We start from the raw sequence: 26,840 nt of genomic DNA, 5'->3' as shown, positions 1-26,840 counted from the left end.
TGTCTAGCCGTCGAGGCGCTCGTCGAGCTCGCGGATGACGTCCCAGGCACCTTCTTCGGAATTGCTCAGCACCACCACGTCGAGGCCGGCACCGTAGTAGTGACGCAGGATGCCGCTGGCCCCCGGCGCGACGCCGTCGGCGTAGTAGGAACGCACCGAGCCGTCAATGTCGAGATCGAACTCCAGACCGAAGCCGTACCGGGTGCCGTCGTCCAAGTCCACCTGCGGGGAGAAGAACTCCTCAGTCAGCTCAGCGCTAAGCAGTGCTCCGGCGCGGAGGGCATCCAGAAACTTGATTAGATCGGATGCGGTCGACTGCGCACCCTCGTGTGGTGCGCCGATCGGCAGCGCGCTGTCGGCGTTCGAGATCCACGAGCCGTCGTCCGCCTGGTCCCAACCCTCGGCCAGGCGAGGTGTGGCATCCGCTCGGTCGAAGAAATCCGTGTCGTCAAGGCCGGCGTGCGCAAAAATCTCGTTGTCGATGTAGGCACGGTAGCTCTGCCCGGCCGCGCGTTCGAGGGCGAGGCCGGCCAGGATGTAGCCGGCGTCGGAATAGTTGCTCTCGACACCCGGACCGGCAAGCGGCTCTTTGTGTGCGAAGAGCGGAAGAAAATCTGCGGTCTCTCTCATCGAGGAGAGGGGTGTCTTCGCCCAGAGCTCGGCGTAGCTTTCACCGGCTTCTTCGTCGACGAGGTCGGCAATGCCGCTCGTGTGCGTGAGCAGGTGCAGCAGCGTGACGTCGGTGCCGATGGTCGTTCCGGCCAGGTCGGCGTAGTAGTGGATCGAGGTCTCCAGGTCGAGCTGTTTCGCTTCGATCTGCTGCAGAACGGCGACGCTCGTGAACAGCTTGGTGATCGAGGCGATGTCGAACCGGGTGTCCGGCGTGTTGGGGGCGCCGGTGGTCTGGCTGGCGAGCCCCATCGCAGCTTCGAACACGGTTTCGTCGCCCTTCCTCACGAGCACAACGCCCGAGAAGTCGTTGTCGGCCAGAAACTCGTTCAATCCAGTGATATCCACGCTCCAAGTGTAGGGATTCCCGGCTGCGCGATCGCCCGGCGCCGGGCACGCGGCACACGCATGGGCATGCGCATCGCGCACTAGCATCGGCAGGGTGAGCATTCTGCGCAGCCTCGATGAGATCGTGCGTGTCGTCGCTGCCGCGGCGGATGCCGCTGGTGCGTCTACCGCCGGTGCGAATGCCGCCGGTGCGCACGGTGCCACGGGGGTTCCGCGCATCATCGTCGGGATTGCCGGCTCACCCGGCGCCGGCAAGTCGACGATTGCCGCGAGCCTCGTCACGCGGCTGCAGGCCGCGCCGGCCGCCTGGCTCGGCTCGGCCGGTCGGGTCGGCCCAGCCGACGTGTCCGGACTGCCCGACTCGGCCGTCCGGCAGAGCGTGCTGCTCCCACTGGACGGCTTCCATTTCCCGCAGAGCAGGCTGGTCGAACTCGGCCGACGCGACCGCATGGGCGCACCCGACACCTTCGACGTAGGGGCCTTCGTGGCCGCCCTCACCGCCGTTCGCACCGCGGATGCACCGGTATCGATTCCCGGATTCGATCGCCAGATCGAGCAACCGGTTGCCGACGCGATCACGATCGGACCGGGCCCGCGCATCGTCGTGGTCGAGGGAAACTACCTGCTTCACGCGAGTGGAGGGTGGGAGCACGTGCAGCCACTTCTCGACCTCAGCCTGTTTGTGGACTTGGCTCGGGACATCCGTTGGGAAAGGCTGGTCACGCGGCATGAACAGTTCGGGAAGACTCCCGAGGCCGCGAGAGCCTGGGCGACAGGGCCCGACGAGCGCAATGCCGAGCTGATCGAGGCGTGCGCGGTGCGGGCCGACCATCAGATTCGGCTCGAGGCGGTGTGAGGCATCCGCGACTCGTGCGGGTCGACAGGATCGACCCGTGAATCAGCGACCGGTGAACTTCTCCATTGAGCGGTAGACGCCGAAGACTCCGCCGGCGATCGAGTCCCAGACCGGTAACGGCAGCGTGGCCCGCAGCGCCTTGGCGAGGTTGACGGTCCAAGGCAGCGAGAGCATCGGTTTACCGGCGAGCATGGCCGTCCAGACCCGGTCAACGACGTACTCCGGGGTCATGACCGGCGTGAGCAACGGCCCGCGCGCGCCCGCGAACATCCCGGTCGAAATGTAGCTCGGGGCGACCGTGGTGACCTTCACGTTGCCGTGGTGCTGTTGCACGAGTTCGAGGCGCAGCGAGTCGCTCCAGCCGATCAGGGCGGCCTTCGACGCCGCGTAGACGCTCATGCGCGGGTTCGAAAGTGTGCCGGCGGCCGAGGCGATATTCACGATGCGCGCCGCCCGCGAGGCGTTGTCGATCATGCCGGGTAAGAACTCGCGCGTGATGTACATGGGCGCCAGCGCGTTGATTTGCATGGTCGGCCGGGTATCTTCGCCGTTGTCGTGCTCCCAAAAGAACTTGCCGCGAATGATTCCCGCATTGTTGATCAGGATGTCGGGATTGCCCACTTCGACGCGCACGCGTTGCGCCGTCTGGGCGATCGCGCCGAGATCGGCGATGTCGACGACATAGGGGATGACGCGGGTGCGAGCACCGGCGATGGAGCTGAGTTCGGCAGCTGCCACGGAAACTCCGGCTGAATCACGGTCCCAGAGGATCACGGCGGCAGCGCCCTCGGCAACGGCACGCGCGGCATATAGCCGGCCCATCCCGCTGGCCGCGCCGGTGATGAGCACGCGGGCACCAGCAACGGTTCGAGTCATAGTTCCATCATTGCAAGGTTCGCCGCTCCCGCGTGACCCGAGGCGGTTCTGGCTGCCGCCCGTCGCGCGTCGTGAGCCCGTCGCGCGCTCACTCGTCGCCCGCCTTGTCGCCTCGTCGGCCCCTCGTCAGCCCCTCGTCGGCCCCTCGTCAGCCAGATCTTGCCACGAGAGTGCAGTTGTTGTTGCTTCACGCACCCGGAAGCAACAACAACTGCACTCTCGCGAGAACCCGGAGGGACCCGTCGACAGGAGAACCCGGAGGGGCCGGTCGGCACGCGGGCCCGGAGGGGCCCGGCCGCGACGAGACTGTTACGCCCCGCGTCAGCGGCCCTGCGGCGCGCACGGGCAAGTCGATAACGTCGAGGAAATTCCACCGAGACGAGAGACGGAGTTGAACGATGCCGAGCGTAACCGCAACCCTCCCCCGCGTCGACCAGCGCGCGGAAGTGAGGGCGGATTCTCCTTCCGTTCCTCCCGTCGCACCGCGAGAAAACTCGTCGTTCAGTGTTACTTTCGACGGCATCGGCCGGGTTTTCGGCACCGACGGCGCACGCGGCGCATCCGCTGGCCCACGTGCCGTACTGGGCGATGTGTCGCTCACGGTACCGGCCGGAGAGATTCTCGCGATTCTTGGCACGAGCGGATGCGGAAAGTCGACGCTCCTGCGCATCGCTGGAGGCCTCGACACACCCTCCTCCGGCACTGTCACGATCGACGGAACCTCCGTTCGCGGAATCGACCCGCGCTGCGCCGTGGGTTTTCAGGAGCCACGCCTGCTGCCGTGGCGCACCCTCGCCGCCAACGTGGCCCTCGGACTGCCGCGAGGCACCCCGCGCGCGTCCGGGCGGGCTCACGTCCGTGAACTTCTCGAGCTCGTCGGCTTGACCGCCTTCGCCCAGCACCGCCCGCGGGAAGTCTCCGGCGGCATGGCGCAGCGCGCCTCGCTCGCACGCGCGCTCGCGCGAAACCCCGGCGTGCTGCTCCTCGACGAGCCGTTCGGCGCCCTCGACGCTCTGACCCGCCTCAAGATGCAGGATCTGCTGCTCGACGTTCACCAGGCCGCGCCGACAACGGTGCTACTCGTCACGCACGACGTCGATGAAGCCCTGCAGCTGGCGGACCGCATCATTCTGCTCGGCCGCTCAGACGGTGAGCGCTCCGCCGGCATCCGACACGAGATCGTCGTGCCGGGCGCACGCCCCCGCGACCGCGGTTCGGCCGAACTCGCCGAGCTGCGGGCCGAGCTACTCGCCGGCCTCGGCGTCGACCGGCACCGCGGTGCCGCCTCGAGATTCCCCTGACGCGGGATCCGTTTTTAAGCACCACAGTATCCATCACCCGCCCTAGCCGAGAGAACTCCATGACCACACGACGCGTGACCACCTCTGCCTTGATCGCTGCCGCCGCGGCTGCCAGCCTGCTGCTCAGCGGCTGTGTTGCCGGTGAGAATCAGCCCGCCCAAGCCAAATCGAAGGGCTCCGCGGGTGCCGTCATCCAGGGTGGAACCCTCACCATCGACTTCGCCACCTACAATCCGCTCAGCCTGGTCATCAAGGATCAGGGCTGGCTCGAGGATGCCCTCGCGAGCCAAGATGTGACGGTCAATTGGGTGCAGTCGGCCGGCTCAAACAAGGCCAACGAGGCCCTGCGCGCCGGCGCCATCGACGTGGGCTCGACGGCCGGCTCAGCCGCGCTGCTGGCCCGCTCGAACGGCTCGCCCATCCAGACGATCGACATCTACTCCCAGCCGGAGTGGTCTGCGATCGTGGTTGCCGACGGCTCACCGATCACGTCGGTTGCCGACCTCAAGGGCACGCATGTCGCTGCCACCAAGGGCACCGACCCGTACTTCTTCCTGCTGCAGGCTCTCGAGGCTGAGGGCCTCACGCCTGAGGACATCGTCGTCGAGAATCTGCAGCACGCCGACGGCTGGGCTGCTCTGCAGAGCGGCGCGGTCGACGCCTGGGCCGGGCTCGACCCGATTATGGCCGGCGCCGAGCAGGCCGGTGCCCAGCTCATCTACCGCAACGTCGACTTCAACAGCTACGGCTTCCTGAACGCGACTGAGTCGTTCCTGACCGCGAAGCCGGATGTCGCCCAGACCGTCGTCAACGCCTACGAGCACGCTCGGGTCTGGGCGTTGGCCAACCCGGAGAAGACCGCCCAGATCCTCTCCGATGTCGCGGGACTTGACCTCGCCGTGGCCACCACGGTGATTGCCGAGCGCACGAACCTCGACATTGACAACGTTCCCGGTGACGCGCAGCTGAAGGTACTCACGAAGATCGGCCCGACCTTCGTCGCCACCGGCGACGTACCCAACCAGGGCAAGATCAACGACGCCCTCGCCACCCTGCTGAACCCGACGTTTGCGACGAAGGCCGACGCCTCGGCGATCAAATAGCCTCGCGTCGCGCCGGCATCCCGTTCACAACTCCTGCAATTTCTCAGTGCCGATTTCGGTGCGGCCCGTCTTTCGGCGGATCACGCCACTGGGGCGAAGGAAATGCAGGAGTTGTGGGAGCAGGTCGGGCGCGACCTCTCCTCCCGCAACCCGACACTCGTTGAACAGGACCACAACCGATGATTGACACCGCCACCAGCGGGCCGGGTGGCCCGGCCGCTAGCCACCCGTTCGGCAGAGGCCCGGCTGCCCGGGGCCCGGCCGCCCGGGGCTACGGGCTCGGCTCCTCCGCGCGCTTCGGCGCCCGCCGCTGGGCCGTCGTACTCGGCGGCCTGCTGCTGCCCGCACTGATCTTCGCGGTCTGGCAGATCGGTACCACAACCGGACTCATCAACACATCCCAGCTGCCCTCACCGGTCATGGTGTGGGAGGCGGGCGTCGACCTCTTCGACCGCGGGCTGCTCACCCTCTATGTGGCGATCTCGACGCAACGCGTACTCATCGGGTTTGCCATCGGCGCCAGCCTCGGACTCGTCGTCGGCGCCTTCGTCGGCCTCTCGCGGGCCGCCGACATCCTGCTCGGCCCCACTCTCGGCGCGATCCGAGCCGTGCCCTCGCTGGCCTGGGTGCCCCTGCTGCTGCTCTGGCTCGGAATCCAAGAGGACTCCAAACTCACCCTCATCGCGATCGGCGCGTTCTTTCCCGTCTACACGACGGTCGCGCAGGCGCTCCGCCACGTCGACGCGCAGCTCGTCGAGGCCGGCCGCGCGTTCGGTCTCAGCGGGGTGCAACTCTTCCTCACCGTGCAGCTGCCGGCCGCTGTCCCGACGGTCATCTCGGGGCTACGACTGGCTCTCGCGCAATCGTGGCTGTTCCTCGTTGCCGCCGAACTGCTCGCCGCGTCGATGGGGCTCGGCTTCCTGCTCTCGGAATCGGGCGGGAACGGGCGCATCGACCGCATCCTGTTGGCCATCATTCTGCTTGCCGTGCTCGGCAAGCTGACGGATGCCCTCGTCGGCATCCTCGAGCGCTGGGCGACTCGCCGCTGGGCGTGACGCCCGTCGTCCGCTCACCCGACCCGCTGGGCGTGCTGAGAAGTCCCTACCCTGAGGCGCCGGGACCCTAGGCTGTGTGCATGCGATTCGGACTCTTTGTACCCCAAGGCTGGCGGCACGACCTCGTTGGCATCGATCCGGCCGAGCAATGGGCTGCCATGAGCAGCCTGGCTGCGCATGCGGATGCCGGCGCCTGGGAATCGATCTGGGTCTACGACCACTTCCACACCGTTCCGGTTCCCACCGAAGAAGCGACCCACGAAGCCTGGACCCTCATGGCCGCCTTCGCCGCCACGACAACGCGCGTACGGCTCGGCCAGATGTGCAGCTGCATGAGTTACCGCAATCCGGTCTATCTGGCGAAGGTCGCCGCGACGGCCGACCTCATTTCAGGCGGTCGCATCGAGATGGGCATTGGAGCCGGCTGGTACGAGCACGAGTGGAAGGCCTACGGCTACGGTTTCCCGCGCGTCGGCGAGCGCCTCGCCCGCCTCAACGAGGGCGTGCAGATCATGAAGCAGGCTTGGACGACCGGCAGCGCCACCCTCAACGGTGAGCACTACAAGGTGGATGGCGCCATCGTGCGGCCGCTTCCGCTGCAAGAGGGCGGCATCCCGCTGTGGATCGCGGGCGGGGGAGAGAAGGTCACGCTGCGTATCGCAGCGAAGTACGCGAACTACACGAACTTCGGCGGAACACCCGAGGAGTTCGCCCACAAGAGCGAGCTGCTGCGCGAACACTGTGAGCGCGAGGGCACCAGCTTTGCGGCGATCACCCGGTCGAGCAACTTCAACACCATCGTTGCAGCGACCGAGTCCGAGGTATCCGACCGCATCGATGCGATCGAAGCGCGTGTATCCCCGTATCTCGGAGTCAACGGGGCCGCCGCGTTCGTGGCCGAGTACCGCAGCGGCGATGCTCTCGGCGTGGGCACGCCCGAGCAGGTCGTCGAGCGTTTGACGGCCATGCAGAAGCTCGGCCTGGGCTATGCGATCCACTACTTCCCCGAGGCTGCCTACGACCGCTCGAGCATTGAACTGTTTGAGCGCGAGGTCATGCCGGCACTCGCGTAGGCACGGCACCGGATGCTCGCGGGGCGGCATCCGCAGGCTTCTCACCGAGTTCTCGATGTTGGAGCAGTTTTCAGCGCGATGGTGCAGAGCGTCAGATTTCCGCGTCGAATCCCGAGCCTCAAAGGGAACGATGTCACGTGACGACTACGCAAACGACACCGACCAGCACACCATCGTCGAGGGTCCAGATCTGAGGCGGCTGCGCTACACCACCCTGGGTGACACAATGCCCCGCCTCATCGGACAGATCGATGACGTCTGGGAGGCCGACGATGTCTTCATGCGCATCTTCAGTGCCCACGACGAGCTGGTCACGTTCAGGCGGATCCTTCCCCCCGTGAAATGCCGGCCGGCACGGTACACGCCGCCTGAATCCACACCTGCACGCGCCCGTCGATTCTCGAGCCGGCATCCTTCGAATTCGCCCGCAATCGTAAAACTCGGAGAGTCTCGCCACCTCACCGGTCAGGCCGGTCAGGCCGGTCAGGGGCTGCCCACTACTCGAGCAGCGCTAGGCGGCGTTCGTCGAGCAGCCAGCCGGTTGACGTCGGCACGTGGTCGGGCGCGGTGAACGGCCGCACCGCGCCGAGCGTCACGGCACCCCGAAACGGGAGCGCCACCAGGTCCCCCGCGACCAGATCGGACGGCACGCCGTGCGGGAGCGCCACGTCGCCTGCCGCCCCCTCCATCAGACGTGCCGGCGCGACCCGCGCCGTCGATGCACGCCCGATCAGGCGCGCCTCCGACAGCACGACACCGGCTCCGAGAGTCGCGTCGATGCGGATCCGCAGCGTCCCGTCGGTTGTCCGCTCGACGGACTTCACCCCCACGACGACAGCCGTTGCCCGTTCCGTCGCCGACGGACGCCCCCGCGTTCCCGGAATCACGGCCGCGGCCGTGTGCACGCACGGAGTGCCGCACAGGTCCACAACATGCATCAGCGAGATTCCCGACACCGTGATGTCGGTGGTGCTGGCTCGGGTCAACTCCGGCCACAGATCGAGGTCGATTGGGTCGGGGATGCTGCGCCGCAGCGTCGGAAGAATATGGGTAAGGGTCATCGTGACAACCGTGCGGCCGTGGCGGGGCATCCGTTGGGCCGGTCGCGGGGCCGGTCATTCGGCCGGTCGCTGGGCCGGTCATTCGTGCGGTGACGTTTCGGAGACATACCAAGATTTCTACGCCCTCACCCGAGGCGCCGGACGGATCCTCACGAAACCTGTGCGGATTCCCGGCCAGTCCTGACGTGTTTCCAACGGCCGCCCGGTTTCCCCTCCGCCGTTCGCGAGAGTGCAGTTGTTGGGGTTCTGAGCGCGCTGAAGCAACAACAACTGCACTCTCGCGGGCTGTGTGACGCGAACGCGGCGAACGCGGGCGAACGCGGGCGAACGCGGGCGAACGCGGGCGAGCGCGGGCGAGCGAGCAGGGCGGCCTGCGATACTGGGACGCGTCAGCGGATCGCTCCGCACCACCCTCCGTGCACGAGCCGAGGGCGGTTTTGCCCAGCCGTGTCGTGTCACAGAAACTGGCCGCATGCCCCGCACCTCGCCCCCGGCCGCACGCGTCAGCTGGGTCGAAAACGGTGAAGCGCAGAGCGCGCTCTGGCGTTCCGACGGCGGCTGGCCCGCGCCGACCCGCATTGTGATCGCCGACGACACAACGACGGCCGATGCGGCCTACCGGCACGCGGCATCCGGCACCGCACTGCTCTGGCGCGGCGATTTCAACAACGCCCGCCAGCTGCTGTCGGCGCTCGGCGCCCGCATCGATAAGCGTCAGAAGCCGCGGCACACCGACCTGACCCAGGCATTTCGCACCCACCGCACGGATGCCGCCACCCGCGCCCGCCTCCTCGGCCTGCTTCTCGTGCCGCTTGACGCCGACTTCGCGGTGCCGCTGCGTCGGGCTCCCGATGTGCGCACTGCCTGCGTCGAAGCGTTCGGTGCAGTGCGTGGCGCGGCGGCGGCCGAATCCGCGGTGGACACGGTGGACTCACGGGACACGGTGGACTCGCTGATCTCGCTGCGCGAACTCGTCGGCGTGATCGGCGCGCACGAGTGGCGCGAGCAGGGCGTGCCGGTCCCGGCGCTCGGCGCCCGCATTCACCCGCACTACGGGGTCTTCTCTCCCATCCGCGGCGAATACCTCGACCTCGTCGCCCAGGCTCCATTGCCGGGCGCAGCGACCGACGCCGGCGGCATCGCGTTCGACATCGGCGTCGGAACGGGCGTTCTGTCCGCGATCCTCGCGACCCGCGGCGTCACCCGGGTGCAGGGCACCGACCTCGATGACCGAGCACTGGCCTGCGCCACCGACAACATCACGCGTCTCGGCCTGAGCGATCGCGTGGACATCGTGCGTGCGGATCTGTTTGCCGAGGGCACCGCAGACCTCATCGTCTGCAACCCGCCGTGGATTCCGGCCGAGGCCACCACCTCGACCGACCACGCCGTCTACGATCCCGACAGCCGGATGCTGCGCGGCTTCCTCACCGGGCTGGCCGCTCACCTGAACCCCGGCGGCGAGGGCTGGCTGATCATCTCCGACATCGCCGAGCGGCTCGGCCTGCGCTCCCGCGGCGAACTGCTCGACCTGATCGACGCCGCGGGGCTCATCGTCGTTGCTCGCCTCGACACGCGCCCGACGCATCCGCGGGCCACCGACCGCTCCGACCCGCTCTATGCGGCCCGGGCCGCCGAGGTTACCTCACTCTGGCGGCTCGCCACCGCGTAGAACGCTCACCCACGTCCGTGTGAGGTCGCGCAGATGACCCTTCCCGAGTCCCAGGAAGGGTCATCTGCGCGACCTCACCGTGAATCAACCGCCACATCGTCGATTCCGGCGGCCAACAGGTCGGCCAGGCCGTTCCGGAAGGCGACCTTGCCCCCGTGAGACGGATGCCGCACCTTCACGACCTCCGGATACACCGTGACGACGCTGCGGTAGCCCACGTTGCCGACCGCGACCACTCGGGTGATCGAAAACAGCTCCGCCAATTCTTGCCAGAGCGGTCGACCGACCGCGATCTCGGCACTCGCCGGCAGGCGGTTCGTGAGCGGGTTGCCGGCGCGAAACGGATGCAACGGAAATGCACTCCAGAGCAGCGGAAGAAAGCCCAGCTCGGCGAGCACCTGCCAGAGCACGCTCGCGGTGGGCTCGAGGGCAACCCGCGGAAAGTCGGGCGGTTCGACATACCCTTTGCCCGGCCCGAGCAGCCCGAATGCAGACACCCCGTTCTGCAGCAGCACGCGGTTCGTGAATGGCACCCCGGTGATCCGCATTCCCCGATAACTGGGCGCCTCGCCCACCAGCAGCACCCTCGGTGCGCGGTGGGCCATTTCCAAGAGGTACAGCTCGAGATTGCGCCGCCGCACGGCGTTCTCAGGGCGCGTCTCATCGAACTGATTGACCGCGTTCGCACGCACCGGCACGGCGGCCAGCCGCGCGACGAACGCGGCGATCGCATCCGCTGACCCCAGCGCACGCGGCACAGCGGTCGCAGGTATAGCGGTCGCAGGTACAGAGGTCGCAGGTACAGCGGTCGCAGCTACAGCGGCGCGGTGATCAGCGGCCCCCGTCACCGCGTCCGCGCGCGCAGCAGACCTGTGCACAGCCTCCCCGCGAGCATCTACCCTCAACACACGCCTCCTTCTCTGGTCTCGGATTCGGTCTTTCCGGCGTCCCGCTGGGTGAGTGCCACACGCGGGCGGATGCTCCAGGCACCGAGTCCGGGGAGCACACCGACGCGGCGCTCAGGTTCCAAACAGCCTGCATCAGCGACTGCTGTCACTGAGCGAGCAGCTCGGCAATGACCGTGGCATCGCTGATGTCTGCAGCCTTCGAAGCCGTGATCAACGTGAGGGTGCCGTGCCGGGCCAACTCGCGCAGATGTTCGACGATCGCCGCCCGCTCGGGCTGCCGAAGTTCAGCCCGGTAGCGGCGGCGGAACTCGGCGAACAACTCAGGATCGTGGCCGTACCAGGTGCGCAATTCGCTCGACGGCGCAACCTCTTTGCACCACTCGTCGAAATGCGCCGACTCCTTCTTCACCCCGCGCGGCCACAGGCGGTCTACCAGCACCCTCGTGCCATCGCTCGGCGTCGGCTCGTCATACGCTCGGGCCACCCGCACCGTGAAATGTGGCTCTGTACTCATGGTTCCTCCGCGATCGGTACCCCTCGTGCCATTCTGCTCAGGCCATCGCACCCGGGCAAGCACCGCAGCCCGAACGACAGACAGTACTTGCAGCCCGATCGACCGACCGGGGCCGTCTGCCCGAACCATGGTTTCTCGCCGCGGTGAGTCATTGCGGGAGCCACGTCCGACCCGTTCTGACTGCGCTTCCTCACGCATCCGATACACGGCGCGCAGCTCCGGCGCGAGATGCTCGGTGGCTGAGCTCAGCGCGGTGCGCGGCATCCGCGTTGCATGCTCGTCAAGGAACGCGAGAAGCAACTCGCGGTCGACCCGTTTGCCGACCTCGCGCAGCATCCAGCCCACGGCTTTCTGGATGAGGTCGTGTGGGTCATCACGCAGCAGCGCCGCCAGCTCGAGCGTGGTCGACGCGTCTGCGCGCCTGACGAAACCCTGAGTGCTGATCATGGCGACCCGGCGTTCCCACACGTTGTCGCTGGCGGCCAATTCGAACAATACGTCGCGCGGCCTGTCGAAAAGCCAGCCGCCCAGGATGCCCGGGGCCGAGCTGTCGACAATGTCCCAGTTGTTCACTCGCCCGCGCCGCACCGTTTCCAGGTACCACTCGGCGATCTCGCCGCGCCTCGCCTCGTCGAGGCCGCGCGTCGAACTCGCCGTCGTGAACTGCTCCGTCGCAATGAGCACACCCGTGAGGCGATGCTCGTGCACGCCGCTGTCGAGCAGCAGGTCGAGTTCGCTCTGCGGGAGTGCGGCATGGGCCCGTGCCACACGGCGTTGCTGCGGAACCGTCACGCCCAGGAAGACGTCGCCCTCGCCGTAATCGCCGGGGCCGGTCTTGAAGAACCCCTGGCTCGATCGGGCTCGGGCCGGGTCGGCGAGCACGGCGAGCGCCGCCTGCACGAGTGCTGCGGTCGGCGATTGTGGCCGCACGGCCTCCGGCGTCTGAGCCACTGTGACCATCACGGTTCCTTTTCGAGAGCGGCGCCGCTGTCGCCCGGCGTGCACTGATTCTCGCAGCCCTCGGCGCGGATGCCGACTGTGGCGGCGGAGGGTCTGGCCGCGCAGGGTGCGGCGGCGCAGGGTGCGGCGGTGGGCGCACGGTCTACCGTGCGCGCAGCGGACTAAGGTGCGCGCAGCATGCGGCGGCGCAGGGTCTGGCGGCGCAGGGTGCGGCGGCGCAGGGTCTGGCGGTGGGCGCAGGGTCTGGCGGCGCAGGGTGCGGCGGCGCAGGGTCTTGCGGTGGGCGCACGGTCTACCGTGCGCGCAGCGGACTAAGGTGCGCGCAGCATGCGGCGGCGCAGGGTCTGGCGGCGCAGGGTGCGGCGGCGCAGGGTGCGGCGGCGCAGGGTGCGGCGGCGCAGGGTGCGGCGGCGCAGGGTGCGGCGGCGCAGGGTGCGGCGGCGCAGGGTGCGGCGGCGCAGGGTCTGGCGGTGGGCGCACGGTCTACCGTGCGCGCAGCGGACGAAGGTGCGCGCAGCACCCGAGGGCGCAGGCCCCCACGCCGGGCCCCCCACCAGCGCTAGTGGATGAACGCGAGCAGCCCACCGACCGCGACGAACAACACGCCGAAGACTCGATTCAGCACCCGCTGCCCCCGGGCGTCGCGGGTGAAGCGGTGGAACGAGCGCGCGGTCGCGGCGAAGAAGAACCACATCACGAGAATGTCAATGACGATGACCGTGACGGCCACGATGACATATTGCCCGATCAGCGGCTGATCGAGTCGAATAAACTGAGGCAGGAAAGCCAAAAAGAACACAATCGCCTTGGGGTTCAGCAGATTCACCCACATTCCGCGACGAAACATCGACCACGCTGACTCCGTGCCGAGCGACTCGGCACCCTCGTCGACCTGCGGCTTGCTCATGAACTGCCGGATGCCGAGGTAGACCAGATACGCCGCCCCGGCATACCGGATCACGGTGAACGCGACGGGCGAGCTGGCCACCAGCACACCGACACCGAGCGCGACAATAAGGATGTGGATGATCAGCGCGGCTTGCTGACCCAGGATTCCCCAGATCGAGCGGCGAAAGCCCGAGTTCAGGGCGTTGCTCATGGTGTTGATGGCTCCGGCACCGGGCGTGAAGCTAATCAGCGTGCCCGCGCCCAGCAGGGCCAGCCAGAGTGAGAATTGCACGGAGGCCAGCATACGGGGCGTGTGCGGGGTGAGGCGCGGGCCGGCCGACACAGCCCCGAGGTTCGATCCAGCGCGGAGCCGGCGATCCGACAGAGCGAAACGACGCGAAACCGCCATGGACGCAGCTTTACTGCGCTCGGGCACAAAAAAATGCAGCCATTACGCGGATACGCTGGGAGATGGCGCATACTCGCGCCACACTCGCCGCTGTCGTCGCACGCCTACGTCGCGGCCTATCCACGAGGACGGGAGGTTCCCATGTCGAATTTTGTTGCAGAAACACTGGTCGGTGAGCCCGAGGTTGTCGAGGATGCCCGCGCCCTCTCCCTCGGCGTCGAAACCCACCCCGCCTGGCTGCGCCTCAAGGCCGCCGCCACCGCACTGCAACTCGTGCAGGCGCAGGACGGTTCGATTCCGGATGCCTCCGAGCACGCCGCCGCGACGGCTCACGTCGCCGCTCTCACCAGTGCCATCACCGAGCTTGCCCCGCTGTTCCCGCACGATGCCGGCTACCTGGCCGCTCTCGTGGTCGACTTCGACCGCTGGGCGAGCGGCACGGGTGAAAACGGCAGCTTCGGCGTGCCGGACTTCTTCGACTCGCTGATGGCCTTCCAGCCGCAGCAGCACCGTGCCGACGGCATCCGTCACCTCGTCGTCTTCCCGATGTACACGCAGAACGGCAGCACGAATCGGTTCGTCGAAGCCGTGCTCGTCGAGGTCATCTGGCCGGAATTCATCGCCGAACTCGAAGAGCAATACACGAACGGACTGTTCGTGCCGATTCGTTTTGTTGACTTCACGGCCGGCTACGACACCAACTCGGCCGTGCTGTTCCCTGAAACGGTTGCGATGCGCGAGATTCCCACCTTCACCTGGGGTGCGATTTTTCAGGACCGCGAGGCCGCCCGGTACCGTCGGGTCGTGCGCGCGGCCGCCGAGATCACCCGGTTGGAACTGCCGGAGGACGCCGCGGCCCTGCTCGACGATCAGCGCCTTACCGAGGAAATGTTCGTCATGTGGGACCTCATCCACGACCGCACGCACATGCGCGGCGACCTGCCGTTCGACCCGTTCATGATCAAGCAGCGCATGCCGTTCTTCCTCTATTCACTCGAGGAACTGCGGTGCGACCTGACGGCGTTCCGCGAATCCGTGCAGATTGAGCGCGACGAGAAGGCGAGCCCCGAAGCGCGTAAGCACGCCAAGCTCGTGCAGTACGGCGTGATCTTTGACCGCATTTTCAGGTTCTCGATCACCGGCAGCCGGGTGCGCAACTATGACGGCCTCGGCGGGCAACTGCTGTTCGCCTGGATGCACCAACACCACGTGTTGCACTGGACCGACACCAAGCTCACCTTCGACTGGGATGCCGTTCCGGACGTGGTCGTGGCTCTGGGCGCGAAGATCGACGAGCTGTACTGGCGTTCGATCGACCGCCCCAAGAAGGCGCACTGGCTGGCCGCGTACGAGATGCTCACCGAGACGCTGACGCCGAACCCAGCCTCGGTCTGGGCGCGCGGGCTTCCCGACGACGTGCTTGCCGGGCCCCCCAAGGGCTACACCGACCTGGTGCTGGACGACGAGTTCCCGCTGTCGATGTTCTTCGAAGCCCTCGACAAGAAGATGAAGCCCGTCATCGAGTCGACAATCGGAATCACCGCTCGTGACTGACATTTCCTCCTCCGCTGAGGCCGACCCTGCTGACGTTGGTCGCGCCGTCGCTGGGCACACCGTGCTCATCGCCGGGGCGACCAGCGCGGCTGGCATCGCCGTGGCCTCCGCCTTGACGGCGGCAGGGGCGCATGTCATCGCCGTCGGCTCGAACGCTGCACGCCTCGACGCGCTCACGGCTCAGGTTCCGGATGCCATCACCCGCGTCTGCGATTTGTCCTCTTGGCCCGCCGTCACGGCTCTGGCCGCGTCGTTGCGGGCCGAGACCGGCCACCACGGCACCTCCCGCGACGGCGCCGCACTCGGCTTCGGCCCCATTGACGGCCTCATCCATCTGGTCGGCGGCTGGCGTGGTGGCGGGGGCCTGGCCGGGCAAAGCGATGACGACTGGGATTTTCTGCACCGCAACGTGGTGACGACACTGCGCAACACGACGCGTGCGTTCAACGCCGATCTGCTGGCCTCTCCGGCCGGGCGACTCGCCATCGTCTCGGCGACGGCTGTCGACAAGCCGGCGCCGGGCGGGGCCAACTACGCGTCGGCGAAGGCCGCCGCCGAGACCTGGACCCGCGCCGTTGGCCAGGGCTTCGCGAAGGCCGCCGCGACCGCTGCCACTGACTCGACTGCCCCGCCATCGAGTGCGGCGGCCGTGATCTTCGTGGTGCGCTCGTTGGAGGGGCTCGAAACCGAACTCGCCGAGAACGTCGTGGGTCTGTGGGACGCGGATGCGGCATCCGTGAACAACACTCGGGTGCGCCTCGGCGCGTAGCACGCCCGTCGGAACTGAGCTTTCGGTGAGCTTTCGTCACCCCCATTTCGGGGCGTGCTTCTTCGATCGCGCCGTTCGACCAGTAGGCTCGCCACGGAGCCAACGGGGGACAACTTTCCTACGTTACGACACGTGGTCGCACTGTCGTGTCGATTCTCCGCGCGATCACACTCACACTCTGACGTAAGGAACACAGCACGTGACACAATCCCCTCTCTCCCGTGTGCGCCGAGCGACCGCGCTCGTTCTCGGCCTGGCCCTCGTCGGGGGGATCACCCTCGTGGCCGCCCCCGCACAGGCAATGCCTCTCACTTACACGGTTTCTGGCAACGCCTACCGGACGAGTGGCTACGGTCCCTACGGCATCTCCGTCAGCATCGACGCGACCCACACCGCCACGACGGACGTCAACGGAGAATTCGTCATCGCTGACGTGGCCAACGGCACCTACGACGTCACCTTCTCGGCGACCGACTTTGCTCCCCAGGTGCAGAGCGTCACCGTTCTCGACGCCAACGTGTCGATGGATCCCGTGCAGCTCGTACTCCTGCCGCAACTGGCCGCCGGAACCGTCACCCTGACCGGCACTCCCACCGTTGGCGCGACGCTGACCGCCGTTGCCACCGGCTGGCCTGCGGGCGCGACCCTGCACTACTCCTGGGGAGCGGTGGGCCCTCACGCCCGCCACTCTAATGACCTCGACGTGCCGGATGCCCCCACTCTCCTTGTCACCGACGCCATGATGGGAAAGCGCATCTGGGTTCAGGTCGACGCGAGCCTGGACGGATTCTCGCACTCCACCGGTTACTTCATCACCGCACCGCCCAAGCTGCCCACAGCGGCCCCGATCGACGGGAACGCGGCCGACCTCGCGGAGTTCCTCACCCAGTTCGGAGGCGTCTCGCAGTCGCAGGAATCAACCGGACTGCCGGCCGGCGCGTTGAACCCGTCGAAGAACTACACGGCGAACGTGACACTCGCCGGTGACGACCTCTGGGCCGACGTCTACCTGTACCCGTCGGGCACCATCGTCGGCACCTTCCCCGTCATCAATGGGGTCGTTCAGGTCGAGTTGAGCGCCGAGGTTCTCAGCTCGCTCGGCGCCGGAGTCCACACGCTGGTCGTGACCGGTCAGTTCTTTGATGCGGCGACAAGCGTCGACATCACCATCGCCGCGGTGCTCGCCGAAACCGGCTTCAACGGACTCGTTCCGGCCGGCACAGCAGCGCTCGTGCTGCTGCTCGGTGCCGCCCTGCTGGTGGCGCGTCGCCGCCACAGCACGACGGCGTAAGCACTCCGCAGTCCAGAAGGGGGCGTGGCCGACCGGCCACGCCCCCTTGTGCGTGCGCTCCCCCTCGCGACGGATCCGCGCCGCCGCGACGCCCGCTACCGTGGAAGCATGACCGTCGCCGCCGACCTCGCCGATCCACTCGCCGAAGGCTGGCGCCGGCCCCGGCCCGGCGCATCCGCCTTTCGATCCGACGCCTGGGCCGCATTCGTGCTGGCCGCCGGCACCGCGCTCAGCGTGAGCCTGTCGCGTGGAGCCGGTTTCTACGACGAATCGCCCGTCTGGCTGGTTGCGCTCTGGGTCGCGGGCCTCACCGTTCCGCTGGCCTTTCGACGGCGCTGGCCGGAGGCCGTCGCGGTCATCGTTGCCGTCGTGTTCAGCGTGGGCAGCATGCTGGGCGCCGTCGATCTGTTGTTCTCGAATATCTGCCTCTACCTGGCGATTTACACGATCGGAGCGTGGGGCCGCAATCGCGCCCTCGCCCGCTGGGTGCGCCTCGCTCTCGTCGCCGGAATGTTCGTCTGGCTGTTCTGGGCACTGCTCGTTCAGGCCAATCAGGCCACGACGCTGCCCGAGCTCTCCCGCGACGGCGCCTTCTCGCCGTATGCCGCGTGGGGCCTTTTGCAGGTTCTGATCAACCTTCTCTACTTCGGCGCCGCGTACTATTTCGGCGAGACGGCGTGGCAGGCCGCGCGCCGCTCCGCAGCCCTCGACGCCCGCACGCACGAACTCGGTGCCGAACGCGAGCGGGTCGCGGCGCAGGCCGTCGCCCTCGAACGGGTGCGGATCGCCCGCGAGCTTCACGATGTGGTGGCCCACCACGTCTCGGTCATGGGCGTGCAGGCCGGCGCGGCGCGGCGCATCCTGAACCGTGATTCGATTGCAGCCGAGCACACGCTCGCCCAGATCGAGCAGAGCGCCCGCAGTGCCGTCGAGGAGTTGGGCACCATGCTGGTGGCCTTGCGCTCCGAGGACGCGACCACGGCTGCAACGGGCAGCGCCGACACCACACGCTTTGTGGCCAGTGAGAGCACGAGCACGCGCGGCATCGAACAGCTTGAACAGCTTGCCGATGCCAGCCGCCAAGCCGGTCTGCCCGTGTCAGTGCGTGTCATCGGCTCCGTCCGCCCTGTGCCCGGCACGATCAACCTCAGCGTGTACCGCATCGCCCAGGAGGCTCTCACAAACGCGCGCAAGCACGCCGGGGCCGGGGCCTCGGTCGACCTCCGTCTGCGCTACGAAGCGGATGCCGTCGAGCTCGAGGTCGCCGACGACGGCGTGGGCCCGCGGGCAGGTGCGGGGGCGCACTCGGGGGCGGGAGTCGCATCGGGAACGGCAACGACACCGGGTCATGGTCAGCGCGGCATGCGCGAACGAGTCGCGGCCGTCGGCGGGGAGCTCCAGCTCGGCGCCCGCCCGCGCGGCGGCTACCTTGTGCGGGCGCGCTTCCCGACACCGGCGCTGCCCTCGCCGGACGACTCACCGTTTGACACCTCACCCGACACTTCACCCGAGACCTCCCCTCTGGAGCGTGCATGATCGACCTGCCCATTCGCGTTCTTCTGGTGGACGACCAGGCACTCGTGCGCGCCGGATTCCGCACGATCCTCGAGTCAGAGCCGGGTATCGAGGTCGTCGGTGAGGCCGGCGATGGGCAGGCCGGAATCGATGCGGCCCGCGCCCTCAACCCTGATGTGATCTGCATGGACGTGCAGATGCCCGGCGTCGACGGGCTCACTGCGACTCGGGAGATCGTCGCGGATTCCGGCATCCGTTCGGCGGTACTCGTGCTGACCACGTTCAACCGCGAGGACTATCTCTTCGAGGCGCTGGCGCACGGCGCGAGCGGGTTTCTGTTGAAGAACGCGACTCCCGAGGCCTTGATCGAGGCCGTGCAGGTGCTCGCGCGCGGCGATGCGCTGCTGGCCCCGGATGTGACGCGGCGCGTGATCGAGAAGTTCTCCGGCGTACACGGGGCCGGCCCTCACCCCCCGGCGGCGCCGGCATCGGCAACTGCACCTGCACCTGCACCTGCACCAAACACGGCACCGGTTGAGTCCGTCGCGACGGTCGATTCCGCGCCGGCCGATTCCGCGGCCCAGGCACTTGCCGAACTGACCGACCGCGAGGCCGAAGTGCTCAACCTGCTCGCGCTCGGTCTCGCGAACGCCGAGATCGCCGGCCGCCTCTACCTGGGCGAGGCGACGGTCAAGACTCACGTGTCGAAGGTGCTGCTGAAACTCGGCCTGCGCGATCGCGTGCAGGCCGTCGTCTTCGCCTATGAGCACGGTGTCGTGACTCCGGGGGCCACTGCCTAGATTTCTAGCGATGATCACTCGATGGTCGAATCTCAGGGCGGCCCACGAGGTCTCGACGGGCTCGACCAACGGTGCGTCGATCGAGCCCGGCAACATCAGACGATGGTCGAATCTCAGGGCGGCCCACGTGGTCTGGCTCGACCAACGGTTCGTTGGTCGAGCCTGTCGAGACCCGACGCACGGACTCGACCACGCGACCGACACCGGCGCCCAGGTTGACAGTCGCATCCGCCCACCCTATGTTTAACGACAATCGTTATTATCGATAATCGTTAGGATGCTCATGCGAATCTCCACCCGTACGAACGGCCTGCGCCGGTCCGAGCGCCTGTCGCTCGCCTTTTGCGCTGCCGTCGCGGCGATTTTCGGCGTGCTGGCGTTCATCGGAGCGCTCAGCCAGACGATTGCGGCACTGTTCAACACCGAGATTCAGGCCACACTCAGCACGGTCGCCACGGTTCCGGCGGATGCGGCCAACGGCAGCGCCGCCCTCGTTACGGGCACCTTCGCCACCGCCGACGTCACGTTGACCGGGGTGTCTGTCGCGGCCCGAGTGCTGCTCGGCAGCGGCATCCTGGCCACTGGCCTCATGTACGCCACGCTCGCGGCGGCCGTCGTGTTCCTCTGCGTGAGTCTGTGGCGCGGACGACCGTTCTCGCGCCTGGCGACCTGGCTGCTCGCCACGGCGAGCATCACGCTGCTGGCCGGCGGCGTTCTCGGGCAGGGGCTGAGCGTGGCCGGACAGTTCATGATCGCCAGTGAACTCAACCCCGACCCAATCGGCAGCGTCTTTCCGTTCGCCGGCACGGGCACCTTGTTCCCGCTCGTCGCCGGGATCGGCTTGGGCGTCATCGCCGCGGCCTTCGAATTCGGCCAGCGTCTGCAGCGCGACACCGACGGACTCGTCTAGTGGGCGACGACGGTCCCACCGGCGTGCACTGTCGTCTCGACGAACTGCTCGCCGCGCGATCGATGACGCTCACCGAGCTCGGCGAGCGCGTGGGCATGAGCATCGTGAACCTCTCCATTTTGAAGAACGACCGGGCCCGCGCCATCCGTTTCTCAACGCTCGTCGCGATCTGCGATGTGCTCGAGTGCGAGGTCGGCGAGCTGCTGGTGCGCAGCCCTCCGGAGCGGTGAGGCGACCCGCCCGCCGGCCGTGAACTCGGCACACCGAAATCACGGGCAGAATTGAGGGATGACCACTCCGCTCTCCGGCACCCAGTTCGAGCTCGTTTTCGGCGATTACACCGCCCGCATCGCCAGCGTGGGCGCGACCTTGCGCAGCCTCACGCACCAGGGCCGCGACCTGGTCGTGCCGTTCGACGCCGACGAGGTGCGCCCGGCATTCCGCGGCGCGACGCTCGCCCCCTGGCCGAACCGGGTCGTCGACGGGCGCTACACGGTTGACGGCGTCACCCACCAGCTCAGCCTCAGCGAACCCGAGCGCGGCCACGCCCTGCACGGCCTGGCGAGCTGGCTCGACTTCATCCCCCTCGAAGAGTCGGCCGACAGCGTCACACTCGCCGCGACCATCGAGCCGCAGACCGGCTACCCATTCCGCCTGCAGTTGCGCGTGATCTTCACACTCAGCGCCGAGGGCCTGCGCCAGACCGTGATGGCTCGCAACACAGGCAACGTGCCTGCACCGTATGGTGCCGGCCCGCATCCGTACCTCATCGCCGGCGAGGGCCGCGTCGACGACTGGACGTTGACCCTTCCCGCCGCACAGGTGCTCCTCGTGACCGAGGATCGACTGATTCCGATCAGCCTGACGGATGTCGCCACCGAGGCCGACGGGGCGCTCGACTTTCGCACGCCGCGCGTGATCGGCGAGACGTTCATCGACCACGCGTTCACCGAGCTGACCCGCGACGGGGAGGGCACAGCCGAGGTGCGCCTGACGGCTCCGTCGGGAACCGGCGTCTCGATGAGCTGGAGCACCGGCTGCACATGGGTGCAGGTGCACACGGCCGATCAGCCGACACGCAAGGCCAGCCGTCGCGGCCTGGCCGTCGAACCGATGACCTGCCCGCCCGACGCGTTCAACTCGGGCACCGACCTGATCATGCTGAACCCGGGCCAGCTGGCCTCGGTGGGCTGGAGCATCGCCGCGCTGTAGCATGACCCTACGACGACGTGGGGGCTGCAATGGACGATCAGCACACCGGCCAGAACACCGATCGGGAGACCGACGCGAGCCCCGACGCGAGCCCCGACGCAAGCCCCGACGCAAGCCCCGACGCGAACGCCGCATTCATCGAGACGTTTCGCCGGTTCATGGATGAGCTGATCAACGCCCCTCGGCCGGTTACGGTCATGCGCACCCCGCTGGGCGAGGTCGTTCAGGCCCACCTGGCGGCGGACGTGGCCACCCTGCCGCTCGTCACCGAGGACGTGCCGCCGCACCGCCTCATCGACGCCGATATCGCCCTCGACGAGCTAGCCGCGACATCCGGTTCGGACCTGGACCTCGCCCACCTGATTGGCGTCACCGGCGGCCAGCAGCGTGAAAGCTCCTCGTTTCCGGAGCTGCTCAGCAACCCGTTCTTTCAGTACGCCCCGGGGCCGGTCGACTATGTCACGAGCGCGACCGGGCCCGATTCCGAACGTCGTGTCGTGTCGTTTGGGTTGCGCCTTTTCACCATCGGCGGGCAACCGATCGCCGTGCTGCAGCGCGGCCCGAAGCCCGAGTTCGGCCGCAACACGGCCCGACTCGAGATCCTCGCCACGGATCCCGCTGGCTCGGCGCTCCTCCTCACCGAGTTACGGCGTCTGATGCTTCTGCGCAGCGTTCTGCGCGGGCACGTACTCACCTTCAGCGGCAACGAATACGGCTACGGGGCCGCCGGCGCCGATTTTCTCCCGCGCCCGCAGGTCTCGGCCGCCGACGTGATCCTGGCCCCCGGAACCCTCGACGCCGTGGTGCGACATGTGGTCGGCATCGGCGAACACCGGGACGCCCTGCGCAAAGCCGGCCAGCACCTGAAGCGCGGCGTTCTGCTCTATGGGCCGCCGGGATCGGGCAAAACACTGACCGTTCGGCATCTGCTCAGCGTTACCGCTGGCACAACGGCCGTCGTGCTGACCGGCAACAGCATCCAATTCATCACCCAGGCCGCCGAGCTCGCCCGCGCCATGCAGCCGGCCATCGTGGTGCTCGAAGACGTCGACCTGATCGCCGGAGATCGTGACCTGAGCAGCATGCCGCAACCGCTGCTGTTCGCGATGCTCGACGCGCTCGACGGTCTCGACGGCGATGCGGATGTCGCCTTCGTGCTCACCACGAACCGAGTCGACGTGCTGGAACGCGCGCTGGCCGACCGCCCCGGCCGCGTCGACCTCGCCGTCGAGATTCCCATCCCCGATACGGCGACCCGGGAGCGCCTGTTCGCCCTCTATGCAGCGGGGCTGCCCCTGTCGCCCGCTGCCGTCGCCGTCGCCGCCCGCCAGGCCGAGGGGGTCACCGGTTCCTTCGCCAAGGAGCTCATGCGGCGCACGGTGCTCCTCGGGGCCGAAGCCGGTCGCGAGCCGACGGATGCCGATCTCGCCGAGGCGCTCGGCTCGTTGCTGTCGAGCCGGGAGCATCTCACCCGCCGACTCCTCGGTCATCATCCGGCGCCCGATCCCGCTGACCGGGCCGATCAGTCCGACCCGGATCCGACCGGCCGCCTCGACGGGTAGGCGCTTCGCGCCCACCTACCGCTCGACATGTGCGCCGGTCAGTCAGCGACGACGCAACGGCTCTCCCCCGTCAGAGTGACGATGCCGAAGCTGTAGTCCACGTGCAGAGAGACCGCCGGAGCGCCGGTCGGACCGGCGAGCGCGATGTTGCCGCCCAGGCCGCTGTCGTCCTGGTAGCCCAGGCGCTCCCACGCCGCCACGATGCGCTCGGCCGCGGCCACATTGTTGCCTGTCACCTCACGGTCGTTCTCGTCGGTGCTCATGTCGGTGATGGTTCCGGTCGAAAATGTCGTCGGCGGGATCAGATACGACACTCCCGTCTCGAGACAGGGCACTACCACCAGTGCGGGAACCAGGACTCCGTTCGGTGTGACAGCGGGCGCCTTCCCGGGCGGCAGATCGATCCAGCGCACCATCGGACCCGCGGCCTCGACGGCCAGGTTGACCAGGTCCTGCATCCCGCTGCGCAGCTCGGCTTCGGTCGGGCTGGAGCCGGGCGTCCCCAGGGCCAGCGCCTGGTCCTCGGCCGGTCGGCCGGAATCGATGTTCTGTGATTCGGATGTCAGGGGCGCTTCGTCACGAAGCCCCCCTTCGCCGGAGGAGAACACGACCAGAAACGCCCCCGCTCCCACCGAGGCCAGAAGAAAAATCAGGGCAACCACCACCGCGCCGATGGGAACGTCCATCGTCACGCCCGCCCGATGTCTGAGAACGGAGGCGACGAGGATCAGCACGAGCGCCACGAGCGGGACGAGCCCGGCAAGCACGAGCGGCACCAAGAACAGGTCCCTCACCGCGTCCGACCTGACCGAAATGACCACCAGGATGAGCAGCAGGAACGGCACGATGCTCAGCATCACGAGCACCAGCCCCGCGGTGCGAAGCGCACCTTCCGGCCGCTTCGCCTGACGCTCCACCGACCTCACCGTGCCGGCGTGCTGCACCCCACTCGACTCGACGGGCGGCTCGACGGGCAATTCGACGGGCAATTCGACGGGCAATTCGACGGGCAACTCGAGCGTGTCGCGATGCACAGTCCCGGACGGCCCGTACCCCGGCCGAGGCGACGTCACGCCGGGAGGAACCCCGACCTCCCCCCGGGCGGGCGCAGCGGCGGCTTCCGGCTCCGGCGTCAACTCCGGCGTCCTGATTGGCGTCTTACCTGACTGCTGGTCGACATCCGACTCATCGTTCCCCCTGTGATCGCCTTCCCGCATGCGCTCCAACTTACTGCCCCCTCCTACGCTTGTGCCCGGATTCGGTTAACCGCGCGACACGCCGCGTCTGCGCGACGCGACTCGCGGCATCCGCCGCCGTTTACCGAATCCGGGGACAGGATCGCCCGCCCAGACACGCGCAACTCCCCCACGCGGGTGAGATTGTGGGGCCGCACCGCCTGCATCCACCCCTCCGTTCCCCCACGCGACGGATGCGCTCACAGCAGCCCGTTTTGTAGCCTGGCTAGATCAGGAAGAAGGGGTTCCCATGCTCGAGATCAGAAACGTCAACAAGCACTACGGCAGCCGCCAGGTGCTGCACGACGTGAGCTTCACCGTCGGCGACGGTCGGATGACCGGCTTCGTCGGCGGCAATGGAGCCGGCAAGACCACGACCATGCGCATCATTCTCGGCGTGCTCTCCCCGGATGCCGGCCCCGCGTCGGGCGAGGTTGTGCTCGACGGCGTTCCGCTCACCGCCGGCGACCGCCGCCGGTTCGGCTACATGCCCGAAGAACGCGGCCTCTACCCCAAAATGAAAGTCGCCGAACAGCTGGTCTACCTGGCCCGCCTGCACGGGCTCAGCCCGGCCGATGCCCGCCGCAACACCGCCGATCTGCTCGTGCGGCTCGGCCTCGATGAGCGCGCCGGCGACGCCGTCGAAGCGCTCTCACTCGGCAACCAGCAGCGCGCCCAAATCGCCGCGGCCCTCGTGCACGACCCGGAATTCTTGGTGCTCGACGAGCCGTTCTCCGGCCTCGACCCGATGGCTGTCGACGTTGTGCAGAGCGTGCTCACCGACTACGCCGCCGGCGGCGCGCCCGTGCTCTTTTCGTCGCACCAACTCGACATCGTCGAGCGTCTCTGCGACGACCTCGTCATCATCGCGGCCGGCGAAATCCGCGCCAGCGGCCCCCGCGACGAGTTGCGTGAACGCTTCAGCACCCCCCGGTTCGAGATTCACACCGACGCCGACGCCGGCTGGATCCGCGAGGTTCCCGGCATCAGCGTGATCGAGTTCGACGGCGGTTTCGCCGTCTTCGAGGCCGACACGGATGCCGCCAGCCAACACGTTCTGCACCAGGCCCTCACCCGCGGCGCGGTCCACTCGTTCAGCCCGCAACGCCCGTCGCTCGCCACAATTTTCAAGGAGGTCGTGCGATGAGCATCGACACCGCGTCACAATCCGCGCGTGAGACCGCGCCTCGCACCGGCATCCGGCGCACTCACCCGGCACCCTCGTTCGGCCAGAGCGTCTCACTTGTCGCAGGACGTGAGATTCTCGCCCGAGTGCGCAGCAAGGCGTTCCTGATTTCCACCGGAATCCTGCTGCTGCTCTCGGTCGGTTCGGTCGTGGTCGGCGGCATCGTCGGTGCGAACCCGACGCTGCCCAAGGTTGCCGTGGTCGGCACGGCAGCCGAGGTCGTGGCCGGGTCGCCCACCCTCGAAGCGGTCGCCGTCGACAGTGTCGACGCTGCGAAGAAGCTGGTGCGCGACGGCACGGTCTCGGCGGCAGTCGTTCCGTCGACCGACACCGCGTCGGCCCTCGATGTGTCGGTGATCGCCTTGGACTCCCCTCCTGGCGACGTGCTTCAAGCGCTGAGCGTGACCCCCGAAGTCGAGTTGCTTCAGCCCGCCGACCAGAACGGTTTTCTGGTCTATCTGGTCGCCATCGGATTTGGTCTGATCTTCTTCGTCTCGGCCATGACGTTCGGCTCGATCATCGCGCAGAGCGTTGTTGAAGAGAAGCAGACCCGAGTGGTCGAGATTCTGATGTCGACGATTCCAGTGCGCGCCCTGCTGGCCGGCAAGATCCTCGGCAACAGCATCATGGCGTTCGGGCAGATCGTCGTGATCGGGGTACTCGTCTCGATCGGCATGATCGTCACGGGGCAGCGGGTGCTCCTGGCCGACGTCGGACCCTCCATCGCCTGGTTCGCGGTTTTCTTCGCCTTCGGCTTCGTTCTTCTCGCGGCACTCTACGCGGCGACCGCCTCGCTGGTCTCCCGTCAGGAAGACGTCGGCTCGGTCACCTCCCCGGTGATGATGCTCGTGATGCTGCCCTACATTCTGGTCATCCTGTTCAACGACAACCCCCTGGTGCTTGGCATCATGTCGTACGTGCCGTTCTCGGCTCCGGTCGGCATGCCGCTGCGCCTCTTCACCGGCAGCGCCGAATGGTGGGAGCCGCTGCTCTCGCTCGCCATCCTGATCACGACGACCGCGATCGTGATCGTGATCGGCTCACGCATCTACTCGAACTCGCTGCTGCGCATGGGCGCCCGGGTGAGTCTGCGCGAAGCGCTGCGCGGGTAGT

General features: G+C 67.7%; 26 protein-coding genes. 18 read left to right on the top strand and 8 right to left on the bottom strand.

Translation table 11 applies throughout. From position 1 onward, the window contains the following. Positions 1 to 3: 3 nt before the first annotated feature. The gene (locus tag HNR05_RS14900; RefSeq protein ID WP_179579859.1) at positions 4 to 1,017 is read right to left on the bottom strand and encodes a serine hydrolase; all 1,014 of its coding nucleotides are present in this window, start codon (positions 1,015 to 1,017) and stop codon (positions 4 to 6) included. A gap of 94 nt (positions 1,018 to 1,111) precedes the next feature. Between HNR05_RS14900 and HNR05_RS14895 the strand changes: the two genes are divergently transcribed. Then, positions 1,112 to 1,873 carry a nucleoside/nucleotide kinase family protein gene (locus HNR05_RS14895; RefSeq protein WP_179579858.1) on the top strand — a complete coding sequence of 254 codons (762 nt, stop codon included), beginning with the start codon at positions 1,112 to 1,114 and terminating at the stop codon, positions 1,871 to 1,873. Between the two features lie 42 nt (positions 1,874 to 1,915). Here the strand turns inward: HNR05_RS14895 and HNR05_RS14890 are convergent, their stop codons facing one another. Further along, positions 1,916 to 2,749, bottom strand: a complete 834-nt coding sequence (locus HNR05_RS14890; protein ID WP_179579857.1) for an SDR family NAD(P)-dependent oxidoreductase — start codon at positions 2,747 to 2,749, stop codon at positions 1,916 to 1,918. Positions 2,750 to 3,147: 398 nt separating this feature from the next. On the opposite strand from HNR05_RS14890, the gene HNR05_RS14885 reads away from it, so the two are divergent. From HNR05_RS14885 to HNR05_RS14870, 4 genes are all read left to right on the top strand, one after another. After that, a complete protein-coding gene (locus HNR05_RS14885; RefSeq protein ID WP_179579856.1) occupies positions 3,148 to 4,050 on the top strand; it encodes an ABC transporter ATP-binding protein in 903 nt (300 codons plus the stop codon). 59 nt (positions 4,051 to 4,109) lie between these two features. Further along, on the top strand, positions 4,110 to 5,153 hold the full coding sequence (locus HNR05_RS14880; protein ID WP_179579855.1) for an aliphatic sulfonate ABC transporter substrate-binding protein: 1,044 nt from the start codon (positions 4,110 to 4,112) through the stop codon (positions 5,151 to 5,153). A 179-nt stretch (positions 5,154 to 5,332) separates the two neighbouring features. Then, entirely contained in the window at positions 5,333 to 6,208 is an 876-nt protein-coding gene (locus HNR05_RS14875; RefSeq protein WP_179579854.1) for an ABC transporter permease, read from the top strand. 80 nt (positions 6,209 to 6,288) lie between these two features. Then, complete coding sequence (locus HNR05_RS14870) at positions 6,289 to 7,281, top strand: LLM class F420-dependent oxidoreductase (protein ID WP_179579853.1); 993 nt, start codon at positions 6,289 to 6,291, stop codon at positions 7,279 to 7,281. Between the two features lie 133 nt (positions 7,282 to 7,414). On the opposite strand, the gene HNR05_RS14865 is transcribed toward HNR05_RS14870, so the two are convergent. Continuing rightward, positions 7,415 to 7,582 (bottom strand): hypothetical protein, encoded by a 168-nt coding sequence (locus tag HNR05_RS14865; RefSeq protein ID WP_179579852.1) that lies wholly within the window; start codon positions 7,580 to 7,582, stop codon positions 7,415 to 7,417. Between the two features lie 196 nt (positions 7,583 to 7,778). Continuing rightward, the gene (locus HNR05_RS14860) at positions 7,779 to 8,342 is read right to left on the bottom strand and encodes a hypothetical protein (RefSeq protein ID WP_179579851.1); all 564 of its coding nucleotides are present in this window, start codon (positions 8,340 to 8,342) and stop codon (positions 7,779 to 7,781) included. A gap of 472 nt (positions 8,343 to 8,814) precedes the next feature. On the opposite strand from HNR05_RS14860, the gene HNR05_RS14855 reads away from it, so the two are divergent. Next, entirely contained in the window at positions 8,815 to 10,014 is a 1,200-nt protein-coding gene (locus tag HNR05_RS14855; RefSeq protein WP_179579850.1) for a methyltransferase, read from the top strand. A gap of 74 nt (positions 10,015 to 10,088) precedes the next feature. Here the strand turns inward: HNR05_RS14855 and HNR05_RS14850 are convergent, their stop codons facing one another. Next, entirely contained in the window at positions 10,089 to 10,772 is a 684-nt protein-coding gene (locus HNR05_RS14850; RefSeq protein WP_343062616.1) for a uracil-DNA glycosylase, read from the bottom strand. A 295-nt stretch (positions 10,773 to 11,067) separates the two neighbouring features. Further along, positions 11,068 to 12,396, bottom strand: coding sequence for a DUF488 family protein, N3 subclade (locus HNR05_RS18000; protein WP_179579849.1), 1,329 nt, complete (start codon positions 12,394 to 12,396; stop codon positions 11,068 to 11,070). A 230-nt stretch (positions 12,397 to 12,626) separates the two neighbouring features. Between HNR05_RS18000 and HNR05_RS14840 the strand changes: the two genes are divergently transcribed. Further along, positions 12,627 to 12,959, top strand: coding sequence for a hypothetical protein (locus HNR05_RS14840; RefSeq protein ID WP_179579848.1), 333 nt, complete (start codon positions 12,627 to 12,629; stop codon positions 12,957 to 12,959). Here the strand turns inward: HNR05_RS14840 and HNR05_RS14835 are convergent. Next, positions 12,956 to 13,576: a LysE family transporter gene (locus HNR05_RS14835; protein WP_179579847.1), complete on the bottom strand. Its 621-nt coding sequence runs from the start codon at positions 13,574 to 13,576 to the stop codon at positions 12,956 to 12,958. The genes HNR05_RS14840 and HNR05_RS14835 overlap by 4 nt on opposite strands. 258 nt (positions 13,577 to 13,834) lie before the next feature. On the opposite strand from HNR05_RS14835, the gene HNR05_RS14830 reads away from it, so the two are divergent. The 9 genes from HNR05_RS14830 to HNR05_RS14790 all read left to right on the top strand — a co-directional run bounded on the left by HNR05_RS14830 (position 13,835) and on the right by HNR05_RS14790 (position 23,306). Then, a complete protein-coding gene (locus HNR05_RS14830; RefSeq protein WP_179579846.1) occupies positions 13,835 to 15,247 on the top strand; it encodes a DUF6421 family protein in 1,413 nt (470 codons plus the stop codon). Position 15,248: 1 nt separating this feature from the next. Continuing rightward, positions 15,249 to 16,016 (top strand): SDR family NAD(P)-dependent oxidoreductase, encoded by a 768-nt coding sequence (locus HNR05_RS14825; protein WP_343062692.1) that lies wholly within the window; start codon positions 15,249 to 15,251, stop codon positions 16,014 to 16,016. A gap of 199 nt (positions 16,017 to 16,215) precedes the next feature. After that, the gene (locus tag HNR05_RS14820) at positions 16,216 to 17,307 is read left to right on the top strand and encodes a carboxypeptidase regulatory-like domain-containing protein (protein ID WP_179579845.1); all 1,092 of its coding nucleotides are present in this window, start codon (positions 16,216 to 16,218) and stop codon (positions 17,305 to 17,307) included. A gap of 24 nt (positions 17,308 to 17,331) precedes the next feature. Continuing rightward, the gene (locus HNR05_RS14815) at positions 17,332 to 18,843 is read left to right on the top strand and encodes a sensor histidine kinase (protein ID WP_343062615.1); all 1,512 of its coding nucleotides are present in this window, start codon (positions 17,332 to 17,334) and stop codon (positions 18,841 to 18,843) included. Continuing rightward, positions 18,840 to 19,622, top strand: coding sequence for a response regulator transcription factor (locus tag HNR05_RS14810; protein WP_179579844.1), 783 nt, complete (start codon positions 18,840 to 18,842; stop codon positions 19,620 to 19,622). Before HNR05_RS14815 ends, HNR05_RS14810 begins: the two co-directional genes overlap by 4 nt. Before the next feature lie 283 nt (positions 19,623 to 19,905). Then, the gene (locus tag HNR05_RS14805) at positions 19,906 to 20,532 is read left to right on the top strand and encodes a hypothetical protein (protein ID WP_179579843.1); all 627 of its coding nucleotides are present in this window, start codon (positions 19,906 to 19,908) and stop codon (positions 20,530 to 20,532) included. Beyond that, positions 20,532 to 20,762 carry a helix-turn-helix domain-containing protein gene (locus HNR05_RS14800; RefSeq protein WP_179579842.1) on the top strand — a complete coding sequence of 77 codons (231 nt, stop codon included), beginning with the start codon at positions 20,532 to 20,534 and terminating at the stop codon, positions 20,760 to 20,762. Before HNR05_RS14805 ends, HNR05_RS14800 begins: the two co-directional genes overlap by 1 nt. Positions 20,763 to 20,820: 58 nt before the next feature. Beyond that, positions 20,821 to 21,744 (top strand): aldose 1-epimerase family protein, encoded by a 924-nt coding sequence (locus tag HNR05_RS14795; protein WP_179579841.1) that lies wholly within the window; start codon positions 20,821 to 20,823, stop codon positions 21,742 to 21,744. A 29-nt stretch (positions 21,745 to 21,773) separates the two neighbouring features. After that, positions 21,774 to 23,306, top strand: coding sequence for an AAA family ATPase (locus HNR05_RS14790; RefSeq protein ID WP_246318419.1), 1,533 nt, complete (start codon positions 21,774 to 21,776; stop codon positions 23,304 to 23,306). 38 nt (positions 23,307 to 23,344) lie between these two features. Here the strand turns inward: HNR05_RS14790 and HNR05_RS14785 are convergent, their stop codons facing one another. After that, positions 23,345 to 24,523, bottom strand: a complete 1,179-nt coding sequence (locus tag HNR05_RS14785) for an ABC transporter permease (protein ID WP_179579840.1) — start codon at positions 24,521 to 24,523, stop codon at positions 23,345 to 23,347. A 268-nt stretch (positions 24,524 to 24,791) separates the two neighbouring features. Between HNR05_RS14785 and HNR05_RS14780 the strand changes: the two genes are divergently transcribed. Beyond that, positions 24,792 to 25,688: an ABC transporter ATP-binding protein gene (locus HNR05_RS14780; RefSeq protein ID WP_179579839.1), complete on the top strand. Its 897-nt coding sequence runs from the start codon at positions 24,792 to 24,794 to the stop codon at positions 25,686 to 25,688. Continuing rightward, complete coding sequence (locus HNR05_RS14775) at positions 25,685 to 26,839, top strand: ABC transporter permease (protein WP_179579838.1); 1,155 nt, start codon at positions 25,685 to 25,687, stop codon at positions 26,837 to 26,839. The genes HNR05_RS14780 and HNR05_RS14775 overlap by 4 nt, the downstream gene beginning before the upstream one ends. The last annotated feature ends 1 nt before the right edge of the window (position 26,840 follow it).

It is taken from the genome of Leifsonia psychrotolerans, from assembly GCF_013410665.1.
Lineage (GTDB): Bacteria > Actinomycetota > Actinomycetes > Actinomycetales > Microbacteriaceae > Cryobacterium > Cryobacterium psychrotolerans_A.
This window is presented reverse-complemented; position numbering and strand designations above follow the sequence as displayed.